This window comes from Methanoculleus nereidis, assembly GCF_032944295.1.
In the GTDB taxonomy this organism is placed as follows: Archaea; Halobacteriota; Methanomicrobia; order Methanomicrobiales; family Methanoculleaceae; genus Methanoculleus; species Methanoculleus nereidis.
Map to the genome: position 1 here is coordinate 52,862 of NZ_JABFFQ010000003.1, position 20,422 is coordinate 73,283.

Consider the following 20,422-nt stretch of genomic DNA (forward strand, 5'->3'; position numbering starts at 1 on the left):
GGTGCGGGAGCGAATATTTTCAAACCCGGACTTAATGGTTTTTCGCTACAGAAAGCGATCCTCAAAACGGTACTAAAAAAAGAGTTCATTTTAATAGCCCCGATTGCCTGCGAACCCTCGGAGCAGTGGCCGCGGAAAAGAGCCGGCATTCTGAATTGTTCACACGTGGTGTGATATGCTGCATTAAAATTCACACTAAAAAGTAAATGGTCTGTGTAAAGTCACCAATTTCAAGATCTGTCATTTATCTGCCCTAGAATTTTTGATAGGCAGGGATTGCTCTGGCGTAACCGGGAAATACGCGTTATTTTCCGTTAGTATTATGGATAAGTTTAAAATCAGAACTATCAAAATTTACAGGGATCAATCGATCGCAGATCCTCCCGAAGGTGAGATCATGGCTAGTAAAGTAATGACAAACAACGTTGCAGCAAGCAACGTTATGGCAGAGACAGTAAATGACGCAGAGATCGTTGCACAGTTCAAGCAGCGTGGTTGTTGGGGACTGTACACGAGCGTGGACTTGAAAGGATGTGACCCGGCATCGATCAGGGACGCAGAGAAGATTCACCGGTTCATCGTAGAACTGTGCGACCTTATCGACATGAAGAGGTTCGGCGAACCGCAGATCGTCCACTTCGGCCCCTGTGAGAGGGTCGCAGGATTCTCCATGACCCAGCTCATCGAGACATCGCTGGTCTCCGGCCACTTCGCGAACGAGACCAACGCCGCCTACCTCGACATCTTCAGCTGCAAGGAATACGAACCTTCGAGGGCAGCAGAGTTTTGCAAGGACTTTTTTGGAGCAGAGTCGGTAACCTACCAGGTACTGTTCAGGGACTGAATACGAACACGACACCCGGCAAACGCTTCCACAGTAACGTACGATAGCAGAGAGCCGCTGCCATCTCCTGCCAGCCTGATGGTGAGAACCAGCGGCGGGGGGCGGCCCCCCACCCTCGATTTTTTCGGGTTCAGCCCGGACTTCCGGGTCTGTCCTGCTGTCCAGACGAGTCTATTTTGTAAGACCCTGTTGCACGGATTCCGTGGGGATATCGCCATTTGGGGAGGGGCTGACGGGGAGGGGGAGCATTCCCCCCCTGTCTCCACCATATAGCGATGTCTGAAAACCCCACTCGAAGACCTCCGGTCTTCTCAAGCTCCGGACGTCCCGTCCGTCGCACCCTGCCCGGCCTCCTCATTCGCACCTACGGTGCCTTAAACTCCGCTCCTCGAAACCCTTTGGGTTTCTCGAACTCCTATCCTTCGGACAGTCGTTCCTAGCGGCGCGTCTTTCCCCGCCCCAAGGGGCGGGGGCAGTGCGTGGCGATATCCCCACGGTCCACTGCATGGTGATATGCCCAATCAGTGACGACTTGGGCAACTTGGCTGAGGTTGAACGGCTATTGGTTGTCTCGAAGATACAGCACAAATCCTGACCCTTCACTCATCGGAAAGACTGGTGCATGGTTCAGATTATGTGCGTTCGGTACGAACGACGACGGTTTCACATAAACCCGGTAAAACTCAGTCAACGGAGCTATTCGATTGAGGGGAGGCCAAACCGACCGAAAAAAAGAGTATTTCAGGGGGACTCGTAGGGGTTCCGGAGACCCTTGGCGGTTCCGTCCGCCTTGAGCCCGAACGTCTTACGAGCGTCCACGTTCTTCTGGTTCTTCGTGATCTTCTCGGTTGCGAGCTTCTTCACGAGGTCGAGGCCGGGCTTGACCTGGTCCATCGGCTTGGTCTCGAAGAGATCGGCGGCGATCGCGCCGTCCCAGACCGCGTTACCCTTCATGCTCCGCACGAAGACCGTGCTCCAGCCGTCGGGGCTTCCCACGGATCCGCTGGAGATGTCAGCGAGGTTCGCGACATAGTCCAGGCAGACGTTGCAGCCGGGCTGCACGTACTTGTGGATCAGTTTCAGGGGCATCTGGCTGACTGCACCGCGTTCGGTGTAGACCGTGAACTTACCCTTGCCGATGTCCATCTTCTTGACGGACTCCATCTTCTGGTTGCAGTGGTCTTCGACGATTGCCTCGAGCGCCTGGTAGGAGAGGTTCTCCATGCAGAAGATGCCGAGCGCGAGGGCGATCTTGTCGTCGACGTCGCGCATGCCGATCGGGTAGAGCTGAGCCTTCCGGACGGCCTGCATCTGGCAGGGCGTGCCGACGATACCGACGCGGTCGAGACCGTAGCTGCGGGTCGCCTCTTTGATCAGGTTGAGGTTCGGGCTGATGGTGTAGCGCGTTCCGGCAGCGGCCAGAAGTTCGGCCTTCGTGGTCACGACCACGGGCTCCGGCTTCCAGGGCTCGTCGCTCGGCCCTGCGACAATGGCACCGTCGATGATACCCTCTTCGAGCGCATACGCGAAGAGCGTCGTGATGATGCCGCCGTCCTGGGACTTCTTTGTGATGTCCTTGTCGGTCGAGCGCGCCGAGATTACGGACTTGTAGTTACCGAGTACGTCCATCTTTCTCACCTCACTGCATGGCTCCCTTGATGGCATCCATGATGCCCTCATAGTTGTTCATGACGTCGAAGTTGAACCAGCTCCTGGGGCACTGCGCGTAGCAGGCGCCGCACTTGATACAGAGGTCACGGTTCACGTTCGGCTTGCCGTACTCCATGGTGATGGCGTGGACCGGGCAGGTGCCGGCGCAGGTCCCGCATCCCATGCAGAGTCCCTGGTTGATGACATCATACATCAGGTCGCAGCCACAGGCCTCGTTGCCGCGCTGTGCAAGCTGCATCAGCGGCGTCAGGTAGGCGGTCGCGAGGTTCTTCTGTTCGTCGTTGCCCCGAAGCAGCAGGTAGGCCATGACGGCGACGTTCCTGACTTGCTGCGGGCACGGGGGACAGGACGGGATGTAGAGGTCAACATCGACGACCTCGCTGATCGGCACGAACGCTTCGTGACCGGGCTGGTTCCACTGGCCGCCCCGGCAGAACCGCGTAATGTTGCCGTAGGCCGCGCAGGCGCCGTAGGCGACGAGCACCTTCGACTTCGCCCTTGCTTCTTTCAGTTCCTCTACCGAGATCTTGTCGTTCAGACAGCACGAACCCTCGACCAGGCACACGTCCATCTCGGGGACATGGCGCACGTCGACCAGGGTCAATGCGTAGACCAGATCCGCGTAATCATCGAGCAGCTTGAAGAGACCCTCGTAGTTATCCGCAAGGGTAACGAGGCATCCCGTACATCCGCTCAGATGTAATTCACCTATCGAAATCTTTTCTGCCACAGGCTTTTCCTCCTTTTGTACAACTTCCACCTTTTCTTCTACAATCACATCAGAGGGCTTCACCGCGGGTTTCGTCTGCGACTGACTCGCCGCAGGTTTTACCTCAGGCTCGGTCTGCGGCCGGGTTGCCGCCGGCTCCGCCTCAGGCCTGCTCTCCGGGGTTCTCCCCGGCATCTCCGGTGGTTTCTCCCGGCGACGCCCAAAGATGCGTTCCTTGATGGTTGATAGCAGCCCCATATTCTACCCCAATCTCTTCCAGTACAATACGCACTGTTTTGGGAATGGCCCTTTCAACCTCCTCAGTGAGCCCCAGTTCAAACTCATGGCTCGCGACACGCTTGGGTTGGCACCCGATGATCGTGATATCGATGACATCTTTCAATCGCTGTAGCGGCTCGGAAAGGTCCCATGAATGGGCATCCCGGTAGGCGCCCGGCGGCAGGTCTTCGGGCCGGAGCTTCGTCACATCACCGGGGTTGGCGCCGAAGTCGGCGATATCGATGATGACGAGCTTCTTCACCGGCACCTCCGCATCCTCCATCAGTGTAAAGAGGAAATGAGGGGCGCCAAGGCCGGCATCGACCACCTTGACGTTGTCGGGCAGTTGTAACTTCTGGAGTTCTTCGACGACTGCAGGGCCGAACCCGTCATCTCCGAAGAGGGGGTTGCCGCACCCTGCGATCACGATCTCACGGAATAGCATGCGTGTACGCTCACTGAATGAGTTTCTGGGCCACCAGTCTCTTGTCTTCGTCGATCACCAGCATGTGCGTCGCACAGGAGACACAGGGGTCGTATGCACGCATGATGACTTCCGCAAGCCGCCAGGGTGCACCGGTCAGTGCACGGCTGCAGGTGGGGAAGTTCCAGGTCGTCGGGACGAGCATCCCGAAGTACTCCACCCGGCCGTCCTTGACCTTGGCCATGTGGACGTCGGTTCCACGGGGAGCCTCGTTTGCGGCCCATCCGAAGGATCCGTCACCCTGCGGGATCTCGTCCGCGAGGACCGATCCGGAGGTGTCGAGCGCGTCGAGCGCGTCGATGATGCCGTAAGCGGTCTCGGGGAATTCCATCTGGCGTGCGATCTGCAGGCCCATGGCGCCCTTCTCGTCGTAGTTCTTGAACTGGACCAGGCGTGCACGCGGTCCGACCTCGACGGGCTGGCCGTCGTAGAGCGGGACGCCGGTGCAGGCCTCCATCTGGGGCCACGCCTTGTTCCCGACAGGGGTCGTGCCGCCGATCGGGTAGTTCGGGTCGGCCTCGCTGATCTCGACCTCACCCATGTACCAGTCCCAGGGGCGGACTTCGGTGAACCGCTCGGGGAACCAGGCCGGGTTCGCATCAAGGCTCGAGCTGCCGTAGACCGGTGCTGTGGCCATGTAGCCCTGCCTGTGGTACCCGAGGTCGTCGGGGATCTGGACTTCGACGCCGCCGACTTCGGTGGTGCCGCGTGTCTGGAAGTCCCGGAAGACCGCGATCATGAACTCCATGTGCTCCTGAGTGAGCACCCGGGCTTCCTTCGCGAGATCGTAGATCTTCGCCTTTGCCCGCGGGGTGATGTTCTTGTACATACCGCCGACGCGGGGGTTGCTCGGGTGGATTGCCTCTCCGCCGACGATCTCGCCGATGGTCTGGCCGATCTCACGGAGCCGCTGGATCCGGAGAGCAACGCTCCTGACCGGTTCTTCCTTGGTGAAGGGGTTGATCTTTACGTCGGTTCCGGGAAGGTACATGTCCGGGAGGGACAGGATGTTGTGGATAGCGTGGCTGTGCATCCTGTTGGCACACTGCAGGATGTAACGCAGGAGTTTTGCGTCCTCGGGGATCTCGCACCCGATGGATGCCTCCATCGCCTCGACACCCGCCAGGGTATGCGCGATGGGACAGATGCCGCAGACGCGCGATGCAATCTTTGGAACCTGCTCCATCGTCTTGCCGATGGCGAGTTTCTCGACTCCCCTCACCGGGGTGATGCTGAGCCAGTCTCCACGCTCGACGATGCCGTCATCGTTGACCTTCAGAACGAGCTTTGAATGGCCTTCATGTCTCGTTGTTGGGGAAATCTCTACAACTTTCGACAAATATATCGCCTCATTCCGATATTATGATGTTCTGAACACTATACTGGTGTTACCACACAATTCTGTACTGAAAACGTACGCGAGTACGTCATCAGGGATTATGAAGAAAACAGAGTTTATATCTTTCGCTCAAGAACTTTTCGAAATGTTACGGTTTACGTAAAACGTAACAAAGAATGTCAAAATGTGTTAACTATCTATAAAAATTGTAGAATAATATTCTGTTTATAATGTGCCCTCGTCCATCTCTGCGATGAGCTCCGCTATCGTCGCTTTTCGTTCCGCGTACGCGTTATGCTGATGGATACTCTCCTCGTTCGTCTGCTTTATGGTGACCACCGTGTCCCCGGGAAGATCCCGGAACTGCGCGATCACTTTGCGGGCCATTTCACGAACGCAGTCTTCGACGAACCGGGGGTTCTTGTGGGCTTCCATCACCACGTAACTCTCGTCGCCCCGCTTGAGGAGCTCGTAGATCCGCGCACTCATGGAATCCTTCAGGATCTTGATGATCTTCTCGAGACTGATGTGCTGGTCATCGTCGATCTCGATGCAGAGGAAACCCCGTCCGCGCTGGTTGTGACTGGCCATCGGCACCTCGTCGAAGAACGCCTCGATCTTATTCTCCTCAATGCCGAGATTCTCGAGGACATGCAGGGCATGGTCCTTCATGATGTTCTGGGCACAGGGGCAGGCGGTCATCCCGGTCACTTCGGCGCCGATGCTCTTTCGGATGATGGGGTTTCCTTCATTCCGCTGGGCTACTGCTCTCGCGTGGACGTTCACGACCTCATGGCAGCTCGTCTCGCTGACCGGCGTCTCCCGCCGGACCATGAACTGGCTCCGCATCCGGACCTCGGTCCGTTCCGCGTACTCGTGCCGGTCGAGGAGTTTCCTCGCCACCGCGCTGCAGAGTTCCTCGATCTCCTTTACATCCCCGTCGATGGCCTGCTGCAGCACGTCATCGATCACCTCGAAGTTCCGGGAGAGGTTTGCACCTTTGAGGCTCCCCGGGAGGTCGACGAAGACGTCGAATTTGGAGATGAATATGACCGGCCGCTTACCGGGTCGGGCGACTTCAACGAGTTTTTGGACGTTTTTGACACCCACCCTGGTCAGGTTGATACGGACCTCCGGCAGGCTGGACTGGACATCTGGCAGTTCCATTACAAATCCTCAATAGCGTATAGTAGGTAGGTTTTCTCTTCATCAACCTTAAAATGACCCACAGTGCACCACCGGGGTTCTTCGATATAATATTTATCAGGTTTGCTGTCTAACGGGGAGTGAGAACCTATGGTGCAAAAATACTACGAGTCCGATGCAGACCCCGGCACCCTGGAGGGCAAGACCATCGCCGTCATCGGCTATGGTTCCCAGGGTCGCGGACAGGCGCTGAACCTGCGTGATTCCGGCTGCCAGGTCGTCATCGGCCTGCGGCCCGGCAGCAGCTGGCAGCGGGCGTCCGAAGACGGTTTTGAGGTCTACTCCGTGACCGAAGCGGTCAAGCGCGCAGATATTATCCAGATCCTTCTTCCTGACGAGAACCAGGCAGGTGTCTACCGTGCCGAGATCAGTCCCAATATCCGAGAAAACGCCTGCTTGATGTTCTCGCACGGTTTCAATATTCACTACGGCCAGATCGTCCCCCCGCCCACCGTCGACGTGGTCATGGTCGCTCCGAAAGGTCCCGGCCACATGGTCCGCCGGACCTACGAGGAAGGGAAGGGCGTCCCGGCCCTCATCGCCATCCACCAGGATGCTACCGGGAAGGCGCACGCTATCGCGCTTGCCTACGCCCGGGGAATCGGCGCGACCCGCGCAGTGGTGCTCGAGACGACGTTTGCCGAGGAGACCGAGACTGACCTCTTCGGCGAGCAGGCGGTCCTCTGCGGCGGGATTACCTCGCTCATCAAGGCCGGGTTCGAGACCCTGGTGGACGCCGGGTATGCGCCCGAGATGGCCTACCTCGAGGTCCTGCACGAGACGAAGCTCATCGTCGACCTGATCTATGAGGGCGGGTTTACGAAGATGCGCGACTCGATCAGCAACACAGCCCAGTACGGCGACCTGACGCGGGGCCCCCGCGTCATCGGGCCCGAGACCTACGTTGCGATGCAGGAGATCCTCGAGGAGATCCAGAACGGCGAGTTCGCGAAGGAGTGGATGCTCGAGAACATGGTGAACCGCCCGGTCTTTAATGCGCTGACGAGAGCGGACGAGGAGCACCTGATCGAGCAGGTGGGTAAGGAGATTCGCGGATTCATGCCGCAGTTCCGGAAGTAACACTCCCACCCTTTTTCCCGGCCGGTATCCGTTTATACCCGCCGGTGGTACTCTCCGGTATGTCAGTTTGCATCATCTATCACTCGGAAACCGGCACTACCCGCGCCGTCGCCGAACAGGTCGCCACCCCGATCGGCGCCGATCTCATCGAAGTAACGGACCTTGCGGGCTACTCGAAGGTGGGGATGTATCTGAAAGGTGCTCCCCGGGCCGCGCAGGGGAAAAAGAACGAGATAGAGCCGGCCGTCATCGACGTCACCGGCTACGGCACCGTCGTCATCGGAACCCCCGTATGGGCCGGCAACCCGACACCCGCGATCAACGCCGTGATTAACGCTCTCGTGGGCATCGAGGGGAAGGATGCGGTCGTCTTCTGCACCTCGCGCGGGGCGCCGAGGGGGACGCTCGAGCGGCTGGAGAAGATGCTTGCGGACCGGGGTGCCGATGTCAGGGGGGCGGTCCCGCTCACGGCGGGGGACGTGAAAAAGCTGGAGGCAGTGGATGCCCTGGCCGATCTCGTTCGGGCAGTCGGTAGAAAAGAAGAGACGGCCGTTTAATAGCACGTCGGATAACGGCGTCCGGGAATTTTTGCAGCAGCGTGAGATCCTGTTCCGGCAACATGATACAGGGCCGGCGGGCTGCTCATCTGCATAAGCGTGCGCAAGCCCGTATGAGGTACTCACTTTTTGACGTCGCGCGACCAATAGTACCGTATGACCCCGTCATATGAAGACCTTCTAAAGGAGGCGTATACCAATATCACGGAGCCGACGGAGTTTGAAGATCGGTTCACGGTTCCCGTCGCCCGCGCCTTCATTGAAGGGAAGACCACGGTCCTTGAGAACTTCGCTGAAATTGCGGGCATCCTCCGGCGCGACCAGGACCACCTGATGAAGCACCTCCTCGGGGAACTCGGCACCGCCGGCAAGATCGAAGGGACACGGGCCGTCTTCTCCGGGAAATTCGAGCAGGAGCAGATCAACACGATCATCAAGAGCTACGTCGATGACTACGTCATCTGTTCGGAGTGCGGAAAGCCCGATACTCGCCTCGTTAAGACCGAACGTGTCCTGACGCTACGGTGCGACGCATGCGGCGGCCACCGACCGGTAAGGAAGCGAAAGGCGGTAGCGGACCCCTCTGCAGCCTCGAAACCGACAGAGGGCGCTATCATGGACGTCACCCCGCAGTTCCTCTCGAAGCGCGGCGACGGTGTGGTGAAGATCGACCGATATACGATGTATGTTGCGAATGCAAAACCGGGTCAGACGGTGAAGATAAAGATCACCCGGATCGCCGGGACGATCATCTTCACCGAGCGTGTTGACTGATCGCGTCTTTTTTGATCTCCACCCACATCCCCTCTTCTTCTTCCCTGATACGAGCCCGGGCGACACCGCTCGCGGCGAGTTCCCGGCGGAACACGTCCGGGGTCGCCCGCTTGCTCCACCGGGCGACGTCGCTGTCCCAGTTGGGGTTGCGCCGCCGCATCTCGGTGAATATCTCATCCCGGAGTGCGGGGGTCCCGAAACTGCCGCCGACGAAGGCGAAGCCGCCGGGCCGGAGCACTCGTTCGATCTCTTGAAACGCCCGCGCCCGGTCTTCCCAGAAGTAAATCGAGCCCCGGCTGACGATGAGCGAGACGGTGCCGTCGCGGATCGGCATGCAGTGGACGTCCCCGGTGATCGGGACCACCCGGCCCGCACTCCCGGCAGCGGTCGTTTTGGCAATCCGGGACATGGCCGGGTCGGCGTCGAGCGCGATGATGAAGAGTTTGCTCTTGTCAGCAAGCGCTACGGAGAGGAGGCCGGGGCCGCTTCCTATGTCGAGCGCGATCCCGTCCCGTATCCCCGATCACGCGAGTGCCTGCTCTGCAATGATGGGGTAGATGGGAGCAAAGACCTCCCGGGCAATCCGGGCGAAGCCTTCGGCGCTCTTTTTCATGGCGATTACGCGGTCTCGAGGCTCTCTATCTGCTGGAGGAGTTCGCCGGCGTAGCCGGAGAGCCGCTTTGCCGCGTCCGTAACTGCAAGAATAGGTGACCTGCCGCCGACCGTGGTGACGACCAGTTCGGGGTCGGTGAACCGGAATGCCTGCTTGCGCTGCGCGACGTCCACCTGCGGATCGCGGATGAGTTCGGTGGCGAGCGCGTCGATATAGGTGTTGCCTCCGCCTTCAAAGAGGATCCGGGCCTTGTCGTCAGTCAGCTCCAGGAGTTTGAGTTTCATGGCCATACGCACCTTATGTTTGGTTCCGGGAGGGGTATATAGGTTATTGTACGGGATGAGGAGTCCGCCGCCCTACTCCCAGCAGAACGTCTCCATATCATATCCGGCATGCGGCATCCCCGGTGGGACCAGGTGGCTCATGTGGACGCATCTATAATCCTTCGCCCCGACGTCGCGGGCGAACCGGACCGCCTCGGCGTAGTTCATGTGCTTGCTGATGGCATAGCCCTCGGGAGCGATGCCGTCCACGAAGAGAAAGTCGATATCGGTCTTTTCGAGGAGTTCCCGGCTCTTCTGCGGGATATCCTCCCGGGTGTCGGCGGTGTAGACGATCGTCACGTCATCGTGCTCTAAGAGGAGCCCGCAGGTATAGACCGGCGGGTGGTTCACCTCGAAGAACGTGAAGGTCACGCCGAAAAGGTCGAAGGGCTCGTAGACCGGGACCGGGTGCTTCTCAAACGGCAGGAAGTGGAGGTAGCCCGAGCAGTAGTCCATCACCGGCGGCGGCGCGTATGCCGGGGGCACCTTCTGCACCCGGTAGAACTCGCCGAACCCGATGAAGTGGTCGTAGTGGCCGTGCGACCAGAGGACGGCGTCGATGTGGGGTGAGCAGGCCCGGAGGAGCTGTTGCCGGAGGTCCGGGGAAGACTCAATAAGAATGTGCTTTTCCCCCACTTTGACGAGGAGGGAGGTCCGGAGCCTTGCTCTCCCCGCCGCGATCATCGCCCGGCAATTCTCGCAGTCGCACCCCACCTTCGGCGTCCCGATGGCATCCCCGGTCCCGAGCAGCGTTATCTGCATGTCAGCGCCCTGTCCGGATAACGTTTCTCTCCTCGACCCTGAGAAGGCCCTGCTCGATGTCCACCGGGTCGATCTGGTGCCGGTCCTCCATCAGCGCCGACATTACCGCCTCTTTCATCATCATCCGCAGATCGGAGCCCGAAAACCCCTCTGTCCGGGCGGCGAGATCCGCGAAGTCACAGTTGCACTCGATCGTGGCGGCGACCTTCTCGAGGATCGCTTCCCGCATCCCGCGGTCCGGGAGCGGGAACTCCACTACCTCATCGAACCGCCGCCAGGCCGCCTCGTCGAGGATGCGGGGGTGGTTCGTCGCCCCGATGAGGAGGACGCCGTTCTTGACGAAACTGATCTGGTCGATGTTTTTTAAGAGCATGTTCACTGCCCGCTTCATCGCGCCGTGATCGTCGCTGACCCGGGTCTTCGCGACGAAGTCGAACTCGTCGATGAAGAGGATGCAGGGGGCGAGTTTCTTTGCGAGGTCAAAGATCCTGTCGATGTTCTTTGAGGTCTCGCCAAGGTACTGGGAGGTGACCATCGCGAGACGGACCTCGAGCACCGGCATATGCAGCTCCCGCGACATCGCGAGCGCAAGGGAGGTCTTCCCGGTCCCCGGCGGTCCGACGAAGAGGAGCCGGCCGAACTCGTAGATGCCATGCTGCTTTAAGAAGTCGCGGTGCTCGAGGGCGACACCGATCTTTTTGATGATCTCTTCCTGGCGCGGGGTGCAGACCAGTTTTGCAAGCGAGAACTCGACCTCGTTCGGCGCGCTGATGATGATGAGGTCGCGGGCCTCCCGCATCTCCTCGCTCCCCGCGATGAGCCGGGATACCTTTGCCTCCATGTACTCCTTCGTGTCCTCGAACCGGGGGTTCTTCGCCAGGACGTCCTGGTACTGGACGACGGTGCCGTCTTTCCCCTCGAAGAAGTACGCGAGCACGGGGTTCTCCCGGACCTTTTCCTCCCCCCCTCTCTTGAGGAACCATGTTGCGGCCGCATCGAGTGAAGGCAGGCTCAGCCGCTGCCCGAATTCGTCGTAGCCGACGAACGGGTTCTGGCGGACAGCCTGACAGGCGGCATCTGGGGTACCGAGCACCTTCTTGATCGCTCCTTCGCTCACAATCAGGGGACGCTTGACCTCGGGGCTCCCACCGCTCCCTGCGCTGAAGACCTCCCGGCAGCGTGGGTGAAGGTCATTTATATCGAGTTCCTCGTTCCGGTTGAATATCTCCGCGGTGAGCAGGAGTTCCATGATGGCGAGGACGTCACGTGTACCTGTGTCGCCGGTCATATCTATGAGCAGACATATTTGCGCGCGGCATCAATAAGCGTAACTCACCGGGTGGTGACCTCGCACCCCTCTTCGGTGACGATCATGGTGTGCTCGGTCTGCGAGACGAACGAGCCCGGGACGTCGTGCAACATCGGGAAGGGATGAATGATCCCGTTCCGCACCAGAGTGGCGAGGCCGATCTCGACTTTGTCTCCCGGAACCCAGCGGCGGGAGAACGGGAGTCCCCGGCGCGGCCGTGCGGTCTCGAGGATCCGCTTTGCCGACGGGAGACGTGCGGGCCGGGCTGCGATCTGTTTGTAGATCTCCACGCGCGTCGCCTCGGTGACCTTCCCCGACCCCGTTGTCGCGAAGGGCTCGATTGCAAAGGCCATCCCCTCCTCGAGGACGGTGCCGCCGTTCATCGCGATATTCGGGATCATGGGCTTTCCATGGAGGTCGTAGCGGTCGAGGCCGTGTCCGGTGAGGTTTGCAACCGGTCTGTAGCCGTGCTCCTCGATCGTCGCCTGGATGATAGTCCCGAGCTCCCCGGTGACGACTCCCGGCCGGACGGCCCCGATTGCCGCCTCGAGGGCCGCCCGGGATGCCTCGACGAGCGCCCCGTGGTTGCCGAGGTCGACGGTCACGGCGGTGTCGGCGATGTAGCCGTCGACGTGTATCCCGAGATCGACCTTGATGAGGTCACCGCGGGAAAACGTCCTCTCGTCGCCGGGCATGGCGGTATCGTGCGCCGCGGCCTCGTTGAAGGAGACGTTTAAGGGGAAGGCAAGAAGCGCCCCCTCCTCGATCACCATGTTTTCCGTCTCTTCGACCATATCGAGGAGGGGGGCCCCCTCCTTCACGAGCCCCGCACCCCGGCGGCGCACCTTACTTGCCAGCGCCCCTGCTTCCCGGTAGGCGTCGTAAACTTCGTCATCCATCTTCATAGCGTGAGCTCCTCTTTGTATTGGGTGAACCGGTCAAACCCGGTCTCTGTCACCGCGCCTATATCTTCCAGGCGGACGCCGCCGGTACCGGGGTAGTAGAGCCCCGGTTCGATCGTGACGACGTTGCCGGCGATGAGCACCCCTCCCTGCGGGCCGAGCGACGGCTCTTCGTGCACCTCGAGCCCGACGCCGTGGCCGAGGCTGTGGGTGAACCCCTGCGTGTTGCTCTCGTAGCCGCAGTCGCGCAAGAACTCGACCGTCGCACGGTAGAGGTCGGCACCGACGGCCCCGGCACGGAGCATCGATGCGGCGTGGCCTTTTGCGTCTCTGACGGCCTCGTACATCTCCCTGATTGCGGGAGAGGGCTCGCCTTTCACGACCGTCCGGGTCATGTCGGCGTGGTAGCCGGTCAGTTCGTCCTGCGGGTAGACATCGATAACGATGGGTTCGTCTTCCCGGAGCGGTCCGGTGCCTGCGTTGTGCGGGAGAGCGGTGTCGGGACCGCAGGAGACGATGGTGTCGACCCCGCGGTATCCGTGGGCGAGAAGGTAGGCGTGCATCTCAGCGCGGACGGCTTCAGAAGTAAGGGGCGCGCTGTCCCGGTGGAGGATGCCCCCTTTCGGGACGGAGGACCGGATGAGCGCGATCCCATGCTCCATCGCGGCCTCGGTAGCCCGCTGGACCGAGCGGATGTGCTCGATCTCCTCCGGCGTCTTGATCGCCCGCATCGCCTCGACCGCCCCCCGCTCGTCGAGCACGACCGGGTGGAACGATTCGAGTTCCCGGGCAAGGGCGAGCGGGAAGTTCGCGGGGACGAGGACGGGGCCGCCGGCGAGGTCGGCGATCATGTGGGCGGTCGCACGCCAGCGCGGCTCTCCGGCCTTGATGTACTCGAGGTACCCGGCATCGGCGCGGGTGACGACCGCCGCCGTCGATTCGCGGACGGCACGCTCGTGCTCCATCTGCGGGACGACGACCATCCCGCGTTCGTCCTGTCTCTGGACGTAGACCACGGGGTCCGTGGTGCGGAACCGGGTCAGGTAGCGCACGTTGGCATCTGCAGACGAGCCGTAGGCTACGTATGCTGCTGTCCCTGCGTCCTGGATAGCCGAATCGAGTCCGTTCATCTTACCACCTCTCTCGCTGAAACCACAAGTACTTTTACCACCGCGTTCAAGTATGAATAATGGATGAGGCAACCACACGGACCTTCAAGGGCAGGTTCATGATATTGACGGTCATGCTGAACATCATCATCCTGTGTTTTGCCATGGCAGCCTTCGTCCTCTTCCGGTTCGCCCCCGAAGGAACCCCCGGTCTCGTGATCGGCCTCCTCCTCCTCGCTGTCGGGGTGGCCTTCTCCATCTCGTTCCGGAAGCACTACACCCTGACGAAGGCCTGGCTGCACGAACAGCCGTAACGCGCGTGAACCTACTAAATGTGAAGGGAGATATGCTGGGAAAACTCAAGTCCGAGATAGAACTCGTCTCAAGGCACCTTGAGGTGATCCGGGCGGTCGTGGAGCACCAGCCCATCGGCATCATGAAACTCTCCGAGATCCTGGATCTCCCCTATCATCGGGTCCGCTACTCGCTGCGGATCCTCGAGCATGAGGGGTATATCCGCGCTTCGCCGGCCGGTGCGGTGGCGACGCCGCTCGCGGCCGACCTCCTCGGTGGCCTGGAGGGCGAGGTCGATGAACTGATCGATCTGTTGCAGACCATGCGAAAGGAGAATTCCCGTAATATTTAATACGCTTCAGGCGAGACATTATAGAGCACTTGTTCCAGTGCCGCCATAACTCAGTTGGTAGAGTGGCTGGCTGTTAACCAGCATGTCACAGGTTCGAGTCCTGTTGGCGGCGTATCCGTCTTCTATCTTTCCAGCCGAACAGCGCCCCGTTGCACCCCGTTTTCTCTTCATTCCCGTGATCTCTTCTCTGAGAGCCTGAAGGCCCATACAGCACATCCCAATCGTTTTCACAACGCCTAAATCCGTAGAACTCAAAGATCCGGCTATGGATGCGCAAACTCCCGGAACACCGCCTTCGGGTCGCCGGCTGCTCACCATCGTGGGCGTGGTATTGATCGTTCTTGCTGCGCTCTGCGCTGCGGGCTGCACCGCCACATCCCCGGCCGAGACCGTTATACCGCCCGACGCCGAGAACGCAACCGAATTCAAAGAGCAGGTCGACGCCGTCATCTCGCAGGAGCGGTATGATTACGCCACATGGGGCATGATGGCGCGGGACACCTCCACCGGCGAGGTGCTGCTCTCGATGAACGGCGACCGTCTCTTCACGCCGGGTTCGACGACGAAGGTCTTCACCGTCTCGACCGCTCTCGACGTCCTCGGCCCCGACTACCGGTTCAGGACGCCGGTATACCGGGTCGGCGACGACCTGGTGCTGGTGGCCTCGGGCGACCTTGCGATGGGCGGTCGGGCCGGGCCGAACGGCACCCTTGCGTTCACGAACGAGGATCACGGCGATGCCTGGGCGTTCGGGGACTGCCTGCTCGTCGGGGCCGACCCGCTCGCCGGGCTCGAGAGCCTGGCCGAACAGGTTGCTGCGGCTGGGGTCACGGCGGCAGACGACGTGATCGTCGACGACCGGCTCTTTGGCGAGACGCAGATGATGTCTGAAGGACTGGTGACGCCGATCGTCGTCAACGACAATCTGATCGACGTGACGATCGTTCCCGGGCGCGAGGGAGAGCCGGCGACGGTCGACTGGCGGCCGCGATCGTCCGCATACACGGTCGAGAGCCGCGTCGTGACCGGGCCGGCGGGTTCTGACCCGGCGGTGATGATCCCCGCCTACACCGGGCAGGCGGTGATCGAGGTGACCGGGACGGTGCCGGCGGACGCAGGACCGGTCAACCTGACCTCGAACGTGGAGATCCCGGCGGCGTTTGCGAGAAGCCTCTTCATCGACGCGCTTGAGAACGCCGGGGTCTCGGTCCTGGCACCCACGGCCGGGGAGAACCCGTTGGGCCGCCTTCCCGACGAATACGGGTCGGTCGGGAGAGTCGCCGAACTCGTCTCTTTGCCGTTCTCCGAGTACGCGAAGGTGACCCTGAAGGTGAGCCAGAACCTCTACGCAAACTGCCTGCTCGGGATCATCGCCGCCCACGAGGGCTACGATACGGTCGAGGCCGGGCTCTTTGTCGAAGGGGCGTTTCTCGAAGAGATCGGGGTGAACCCCAACACCCTGATGCTTGCCGACGGCGAGGGGAGCGTCATGAACCGGATCAGCCCCCTCGCGGCGACCGATCTCGCGGCCTACATGGCGGGGACGGACCTGTATGCCCCGCTCTCCGACGCCCTGCCGGTCCTCGGCGTGGACGGGACGCTTGCAGCCAATGCCCGGCCGGGAGACCCGGGTTACGGTGTGATCCGTGCCAAGACCGGAACCTCGGCGGGCGCCGACCAGCAGGGCGGGATCTTCCTCTACACCCGCGGCCTGCTCGGTTACATGACGACGGCGAAGGGAACGCCGGTCACGTTTGCGATCTACGTCAACAACATCGCCGGCCTTGCGTCGATGGACGACCTGCAGGGCGTGACGGACGACGTAAACGACGCTGCCGTTCTGATATACGAGTATCTCTGAACCCTTTTTTTCGTCTGGACGGTGTTCCGGTCTTTTGGAGGAGGGCGGGGTCGACGGACTGATCGGTCTCCTTCTGGTTATCCGAAAAAAGAATTCCCGAAACGGTTAATGCGGTTCAGTCGGCGTCTTTCTGAATCCCCGTTGCCCTTCGCAAAGGCTATGTCGACCGGGTCGAGATAGGCCACCGTAGCGAAATCTCCACCCTTCGGCGGTGAATGTCGATCTGCCCCGCTACGCACAGAACCTCATGACGAGACGGGTCCTGTCGGGCAGGGTTACTTGCTCCAGGGCGATTGACCTGAGACCAGGAATCTCTCCGACCGGCGCTCCCCCTGGCCGGCGTCCTGCTTTGCCGCCGCTTCCAGGCACTCCGCGCTGCAGAACAGTCCGCTTCCGCCTGCGGCTCGCTCCTTTAGCGGGAACTCCCGCCCGCAGTATCCGCAATACGCTAATTTGGGCATCCGAACTCACCTAAAGATAGAGAAGGCATGTCCGGCTATAAACCTTTCCTTAGGTTCCGGAAGACGCCATAGGTCGATCAAGAATGGTCCGTTCGATGAACCCGAGACGTCCGGCGGGTGGCCTCATGCGTGGGAGTGCCGCCTCCTTTTACCGGCAGCGGCAGGCGGTGCCAGGGAAACCTACGCGGCCGGCTTCAGCGTAAACCGGAACGCCGCCCCCTCCCCTGGCCGGCCGGGCACCCGGTCTTCGACCCGGACCTTCCCGCCGTAGCGCTCCACCAGCGTCCGGACGATGAAAAGCCCGAGCCCCTCGCCGTTTCCCCGTCCCATGCCCCGCTCGAACCGGTGGAAGAGTTTCACCTTCACCTCGTCCGGCACGCCCGGACCGGTGTCCTCGACCGAGACCAGTATCTCCTCTCCGTGCTCTTCGACCCGGACGGCGATCTTGACGTCGGGCCCGCCGAACTTCACGGCGTTGCCGATCAGGTTGATGAAGACGGTCGGGAGGAGACCGTCCGCCAGCACCTCGATCTGCGGGTCAAGGTAGTCGATCGATGCCTCGGGGAACCTGCCGATCTCGTTTTTGATAACTGCGTCGAGGTTCACCGGCACAAGGCCGGTCTCTTCTTCGTGTATCCGCCGGACGGTGGCGACGTTCCTGAGGATATCGTTGCTTCGCTCGATGCTGGCCTGCAGCTTCTCCGCATAGGTCTTCAGGTCGCCATCGGCGAGCTCGGTCAGGAGGTCGGCGTACATGCCCGAGACGTTGTTCGCGTTCCTGACGTCGTGCGTCATGATGTCGAGGTACATGTTCGCCTCGTCGCGTGCTGCTTCCACCTCCGCGCTCTTCCGGATGAGGTCTTCGGTGCGGCGGCCAAGCGCTTCTTCCGCTCGCTTGCGGTCGGTGATATCCTCCAACATCCCGATGGCATAGTGCGGCCTGCCCTCTGCGTCCCGGAGCAGAGATGCGGTCATGCGTCCCCAGACAGTAAGGCCTTCTTTTGTCAGGTACCTCTTCTCGATGACATAGGAATCCCGGGCGCCGGCGATCATGTCTTCAAAAAGGTCCAGGTCAATATGCACGTCGTCAAGATGTGTAATCGCCGTAAACGTGAGGTTGGAGAGTTCTTCGGCGGTGTATCTCAGGATCTCTCTCAAACGTGGATTGGCTTCCAGGATGCGGCCGGTCATATCGACAATCGATATGCCGACGCCTGCCCAGTCGAAGATGCCGTGGAACCGTTCCTCACTCTGACGCAGGGCTTCTTCCGCACGCTTGCGCTCGCTGATATCCCGGATGGACATCGTCGTCCTGACCTGCCCGTCTCTGTCCGTGTAGAGTGCGGAAGACATCTCGACGGGGAAGACGGTCCCGTCTTTGCGCCGGAACCGGAGTTCCCCTTTGAACCGCCCGGTTCGGGCTCTCTCCTCGAGAGCGGGCCGGATGCGCGGGTCCGAGAGATCCACGAGACCGTCCCTGCCTGCACGGATCACCTCCTCTTCGGTCATGCCGAAGATCCGGCATGCCTCGACATTGGCGGCGTAGACTGAGCCGTCCGGAGCGGTGAGGAGGACCGCATCGATGCTGTTCTCGACGAGGTTCCGGTACTTCTCCTCGCTCTCCCGGAGGGCTTCTTCTGCTTGCTTGCGCTGGGTGATATCTATTCCATATACGTTCACGTAGTGACGATCCCTGAACGGAACAAATGTGAGAAGGTAGGTCTCGGCACCGATGCGGTGCTCCACCTCCTGCCGGACACCGGACGCCAGAGCCGTTTCTGCTATCGCGGCAATATCCCCAGGGGCATCCGTGCCGGGGCCGGCGAACGCCTCTGCAAATGTTGCCCGGGCTGCGCTGTTGGCATAGATGATAGTGCGCCCGTTCTCAAGCCGCAGGGTTGGATTGGGATTTTCGGCAGGGAACCGGGCGATGGACTCGAGCTCCTCTTCCGCCCGCTTGCGCTCTACGATCTCGGTCTGGAGCAGGGTATTGGTGTGTTCGAGTTCAGCCGTCCGCTCATCCACCCGCTCCTCGAGCTCGTCGTGCGCTCTTTGCAGCGTCTCCTCCGCCTGCTTGCGTTCGGTCAGGTCCGTGGCAACCAGGGAGAATACGTGCACTCCGTCCATGGAGAGCGGTTTTAAGGAGAGGTGTACCGGCACCCGGCTGCCGTCCTGCGCCTGCAGCGTGCTCTCGCCCGCACTGCCGGACGGGTTTGCCTCAAGCATCCTGCGGAAACTCGCTGCTGACGTTGGGGCGATGAAGGCGTGGATCGACTCCCCCATCAGCCTCTCGAGGGGCGTGTTCAGCAGTTGGGCCGCGCTCGTTTCCGCCGACGGCACCATCCTCTACAGCAACGCGAGCTTCGCCCGGCTGCTCGCTATGCCGCTCGGGAAGGTGATGGGAGAGTCGATTCACACCTTCATCGTATCTACCGAAGCGGCGGGATTTCGGAGGATGATGGAGGCGAATCCGTCCGGCAGCGCGGGCGAGAGCATGCTGCAGGCGCAGGATGGCCGCCGGGTGCCGGTGTATCTCTCCTTAAAACCGCTATCGATGGACGGGATCCAGGTCTTCTCCCTGGTTGCCCTGGATCTGACCGAACGCAAGCAGGCCGAAGAGGCGATGCGCAATGCGTATGATGAACTCGAGGACCGGGTCAAGGGGCGGACCGCCGAACTGGCCGAGTCCAATGCCCGTCTTGTGGCCGCCAACAGGGAACTGCAGACGCTCACCGAAAACCTCATCCGGCAGAGCCGGAATCTCAAAGAGGCACGGAACGAGGCGAACCTGTATCTCGATATCCTGACCCACGATATCGGGAACACCGAGAACGTCGCGAATCTCTATGCCGACCTGCTCCTCAGCACGTTCTCGGGGGATGCACGGACATACGTGGAGAAACTCAAGCGCAGCATCGATAAGAGCATCGAGATCCTCGGGACTGTCTCCACCATCCGTCGGATTCACTCCGGAACACCGGAACTGAGGCCGGTAGATCTCGATGCGATCATCAGAGAGGAGACCGGCCACTATCCCGAGGAGTTCATCCAGTACGCGGGTTCAGCGTATCTTGTCCTGGTTGACGACCTCCTCCCGGAAGTGTTCGCAAACCTGATCGGCAACGCCGTCAAGCACGGCGGTTCCGATGTCGAGATCACCATCCGGGCGGAAGATGCGGGGGGTTTCGTCCGGGTTTCAGTCGAGGATACCGGTCCCGGCGTTCCGAACGACCAGAAGGAGGAGATCTTCCACCGCTACGAGCAGAAGAAGCGGGGCGTCGGGGAAGGGCTCGGGCTGTATCTCGTGCAGGTGCTTATCGAACGCTACGGGGGAGAGGTCTGGGTCGAGGACCGGGTGCCCGGGCACCCGGATGCGGGGGCGGCGTTTGTGTTCACGCTGAGGAAAGCCTCGGCCGTCCACGAATAGAGTCACGAGTTCTATCTGTTTCTTCGATAAAGGCTATGCAGTCCTGGAGCACGAAAGGAAACGTTC

Annotated in this window: 20 protein-coding genes and 1 tRNA gene; 9 read left to right on the forward strand and 12 right to left on the reverse strand. The window is 60.8% G+C overall.

Annotated features, from left to right (window positions below; all coding sequences use genetic code 11):
• Window positions 1-397 precede the first annotated feature (397 nt).
• On the forward strand, window positions 398-844 hold the full coding sequence (gene speD, locus HL657_RS05745) for an S-adenosylmethionine decarboxylase (protein ID WP_317295872.1): 447 nt from the start codon (window positions 398-400) through the stop codon (window positions 842-844).
• A 741-nt stretch (window positions 845-1,585) separates the two neighbouring features.
• Here the strand turns inward: speD and frhB are convergent.
• The 5 genes from frhB to mptA all read right to left on the reverse strand — a co-directional run bounded on the left by frhB (window position 1,586) and on the right by mptA (window position 6,493).
• The gene (frhB, locus tag HL657_RS05750) at window positions 1,586-2,473 is read right to left on the reverse strand and encodes a coenzyme F420 hydrogenase subunit beta (RefSeq protein WP_317295873.1); all 888 of its coding nucleotides are present in this window, start codon (window positions 2,471-2,473) and stop codon (window positions 1,586-1,588) included.
• Window positions 2,474-2,483: 10 nt separating this feature from the next.
• On the reverse strand, window positions 2,484-3,245 hold the full coding sequence (gene frhG, locus HL657_RS05755) for a coenzyme F420 hydrogenase subunit gamma (RefSeq protein ID WP_317295874.1): 762 nt from the start codon (window positions 3,243-3,245) through the stop codon (window positions 2,484-2,486).
• A gap of 142 nt (window positions 3,246-3,387) precedes the next feature.
• A complete protein-coding gene (gene frhD / locus HL657_RS05760) occupies window positions 3,388-3,948 on the reverse strand; it encodes a coenzyme F420-reducing hydrogenase, FrhD protein (protein WP_317295875.1) in 561 nt (186 codons plus the stop codon).
• A gap of 10 nt (window positions 3,949-3,958) precedes the next feature.
• Window positions 3,959-5,326, reverse strand: coding sequence for a coenzyme F420 hydrogenase subunit alpha (gene frhA, locus HL657_RS05765; protein ID WP_317295876.1), 1,368 nt, complete (start codon window positions 5,324-5,326; stop codon window positions 3,959-3,961).
• A 225-nt stretch (window positions 5,327-5,551) separates the two neighbouring features.
• Entirely contained in the window at window positions 5,552-6,493 is a 942-nt protein-coding gene (gene mptA / locus HL657_RS05770) for a GTP cyclohydrolase MptA (protein ID WP_317295877.1), read from the reverse strand.
• 129 nt (window positions 6,494-6,622) lie between these two features.
• Between mptA and ilvC the strand changes: the two genes are divergently transcribed.
• The 3 genes from ilvC to HL657_RS05785 all read left to right on the forward strand — a co-directional run bounded on the left by ilvC (window position 6,623) and on the right by HL657_RS05785 (window position 8,943).
• Window positions 6,623-7,612 carry a ketol-acid reductoisomerase gene (gene ilvC / locus HL657_RS05775; RefSeq protein ID WP_317295878.1) on the forward strand — a complete coding sequence of 330 codons (990 nt, stop codon included), beginning with the start codon at window positions 6,623-6,625 and terminating at the stop codon, window positions 7,610-7,612.
• A gap of 59 nt (window positions 7,613-7,671) precedes the next feature.
• Entirely contained in the window at window positions 7,672-8,169 is a 498-nt protein-coding gene (locus HL657_RS05780; protein WP_317295879.1) for a flavodoxin family protein, read from the forward strand.
• Between the two features lie 156 nt (window positions 8,170-8,325).
• Entirely contained in the window at window positions 8,326-8,943 is a 618-nt protein-coding gene (locus tag HL657_RS05785) for a translation initiation factor IF-2 subunit beta (protein ID WP_317295880.1), read from the forward strand.
• Here the strand turns inward: HL657_RS05785 and HL657_RS05790 are convergent.
• From HL657_RS05790 to HL657_RS05815, 6 genes are all read right to left on the reverse strand, one after another.
• A complete protein-coding gene (locus tag HL657_RS05790; protein WP_317296017.1) occupies window positions 8,924-9,460 on the reverse strand; it encodes a class I SAM-dependent methyltransferase in 537 nt (178 codons plus the stop codon). The genes HL657_RS05785 and HL657_RS05790 overlap by 20 nt on opposite strands.
• 101 nt (window positions 9,461-9,561) lie before the next feature.
• The gene (locus tag HL657_RS05795) at window positions 9,562-9,846 is read right to left on the reverse strand and encodes a DNA-directed RNA polymerase subunit L (RefSeq protein ID WP_317295881.1); all 285 of its coding nucleotides are present in this window, start codon (window positions 9,844-9,846) and stop codon (window positions 9,562-9,564) included.
• Window positions 9,847-9,912: 66 nt separating this feature from the next.
• Window positions 9,913-10,641, reverse strand: a complete 729-nt coding sequence (locus tag HL657_RS05800; protein ID WP_317295882.1) for an MBL fold metallo-hydrolase — start codon at window positions 10,639-10,641, stop codon at window positions 9,913-9,915.
• A gap of 1 nt (window position 10,642) precedes the next feature.
• Window positions 10,643-11,929 carry an ATP-binding protein gene (locus HL657_RS05805; protein WP_317295883.1) on the reverse strand — a complete coding sequence of 429 codons (1,287 nt, stop codon included), beginning with the start codon at window positions 11,927-11,929 and terminating at the stop codon, window positions 10,643-10,645.
• A 44-nt stretch (window positions 11,930-11,973) separates the two neighbouring features.
• Window positions 11,974-12,855 (reverse strand): type II methionyl aminopeptidase, encoded by an 882-nt coding sequence (gene map, locus HL657_RS05810; RefSeq protein WP_317295884.1) that lies wholly within the window; start codon window positions 12,853-12,855, stop codon window positions 11,974-11,976.
• On the reverse strand, window positions 12,852-13,982 hold the full coding sequence (locus HL657_RS05815; protein ID WP_317295885.1) for a M24 family metallopeptidase: 1,131 nt from the start codon (window positions 13,980-13,982) through the stop codon (window positions 12,852-12,854). The genes map and HL657_RS05815 overlap by 4 nt, the downstream gene beginning before the upstream one ends.
• 59 nt (window positions 13,983-14,041) lie before the next feature.
• Here HL657_RS05815 and HL657_RS05820 point away from each other — a divergent pair, with 59 nt between their 5' ends.
• The 4 genes from HL657_RS05820 to dacB all read left to right on the forward strand — a co-directional run bounded on the left by HL657_RS05820 (window position 14,042) and on the right by dacB (window position 16,468).
• Window positions 14,042-14,275, forward strand: coding sequence for a hypothetical protein (locus HL657_RS05820; protein ID WP_317295886.1), 234 nt, complete (start codon window positions 14,042-14,044; stop codon window positions 14,273-14,275).
• A 32-nt stretch (window positions 14,276-14,307) separates the two neighbouring features.
• Complete coding sequence (locus HL657_RS05825) at window positions 14,308-14,607, forward strand: hypothetical protein (RefSeq protein WP_317295887.1); 300 nt, start codon at window positions 14,308-14,310, stop codon at window positions 14,605-14,607.
• A gap of 39 nt (window positions 14,608-14,646) precedes the next feature.
• Window positions 14,647-14,719 (forward strand) — tRNA-Asn (locus HL657_RS05830).
• Window positions 14,720-14,872: 153 nt separating this feature from the next.
• Entirely contained in the window at window positions 14,873-16,468 is a 1,596-nt protein-coding gene (dacB, locus tag HL657_RS05835) for a D-alanyl-D-alanine carboxypeptidase/D-alanyl-D-alanine endopeptidase (protein ID WP_317295888.1), read from the forward strand.
• A gap of 641 nt (window positions 16,469-17,109) precedes the next feature.
• Here the strand turns inward: dacB and HL657_RS05840 are convergent.
• Complete coding sequence (locus tag HL657_RS05840; protein WP_317295889.1) at window positions 17,110-19,212, reverse strand: PAS domain S-box protein; 2,103 nt, start codon at window positions 19,210-19,212, stop codon at window positions 17,110-17,112.
• On the opposite strand from HL657_RS05840, the gene HL657_RS05845 reads away from it, so the two are divergent.
• A complete protein-coding gene (locus HL657_RS05845) occupies window positions 19,187-20,356 on the forward strand; it encodes a PAS domain-containing sensor histidine kinase (RefSeq protein ID WP_317295890.1) in 1,170 nt (389 codons plus the stop codon). The two genes, HL657_RS05840 and HL657_RS05845, sit on opposite strands and share 26 nt — an antisense overlap.
• Window positions 20,357-20,422: the final 66 nt, after the last annotated feature.

Bases quoted from the DNA above. Each gene is read 5' to 3' on its own strand.
- speD (WP_317295872.1), top strand. From the start codon at position 398: ATGGCTAGTAAAGTAATGACAAACAACGTTGCAGCAAGCAACGTTATG.
- frhB (WP_317295873.1), bottom strand. From the start codon at position 2,473: ATGGACGTACTCGGTAACTACAAGTCCGTAATCTCGGCGCGCTCGACC.
- frhD (WP_317295875.1), bottom strand. From the start codon at position 3,948: ATGCTATTCCGTGAGATCGTGATCGCAGGGTGCGGCAACCCCCTCTTC.
- mptA (WP_317295877.1), bottom strand. From the start codon at position 6,493: ATGGAACTGCCAGATGTCCAGTCCAGCCTGCCGGAGGTCCGTATCAAC.
- ilvC (WP_317295878.1), top strand. From the start codon at position 6,623: ATGGTGCAAAAATACTACGAGTCCGATGCAGACCCCGGCACCCTGGAG.
- HL657_RS05780 (WP_317295879.1), top strand. From the start codon at position 7,672: ATGTCAGTTTGCATCATCTATCACTCGGAAACCGGCACTACCCGCGCC.
- HL657_RS05785 (WP_317295880.1), top strand. From the start codon at position 8,326: ATGACCCCGTCATATGAAGACCTTCTAAAGGAGGCGTATACCAATATC.
- HL657_RS05795 (WP_317295881.1), bottom strand. From the start codon at position 9,846: ATGGCCATGAAACTCAAACTCCTGGAGCTGACTGACGACAAGGCCCGG.
- HL657_RS05800 (WP_317295882.1), bottom strand. From the start codon at position 10,641: ATGCAGATAACGCTGCTCGGGACCGGGGATGCCATCGGGACGCCGAAG.
- HL657_RS05805 (WP_317295883.1), bottom strand. From the start codon at position 11,929: ATGACCGGCGACACAGGTACACGTGACGTCCTCGCCATCATGGAACTC.
- map (WP_317295884.1), bottom strand. From the start codon at position 12,855: ATGAAGATGGATGACGAAGTTTACGACGCCTACCGGGAAGCAGGGGCG.
- HL657_RS05815 (WP_317295885.1), bottom strand. From the start codon at position 13,982: ATGAACGGACTCGATTCGGCTATCCAGGACGCAGGGACAGCAGCATAC.
- HL657_RS05820 (WP_317295886.1), top strand. From the start codon at position 14,042: ATGGATGAGGCAACCACACGGACCTTCAAGGGCAGGTTCATGATATTG.
- HL657_RS05825 (WP_317295887.1), top strand. From the start codon at position 14,308: ATGCTGGGAAAACTCAAGTCCGAGATAGAACTCGTCTCAAGGCACCTT.
- dacB (WP_317295888.1), top strand. From the start codon at position 14,873: ATGGATGCGCAAACTCCCGGAACACCGCCTTCGGGTCGCCGGCTGCTC.
- HL657_RS05845 (WP_317295890.1), top strand. From the start codon at position 19,187: ATGAAGGCGTGGATCGACTCCCCCATCAGCCTCTCGAGGGGCGTGTTC.
- HL657_RS05840 (WP_317295889.1), bottom strand. From the start codon at position 19,212: ATGGGGGAGTCGATCCACGCCTTCATCGCCCCAACGTCAGCAGCGAGT.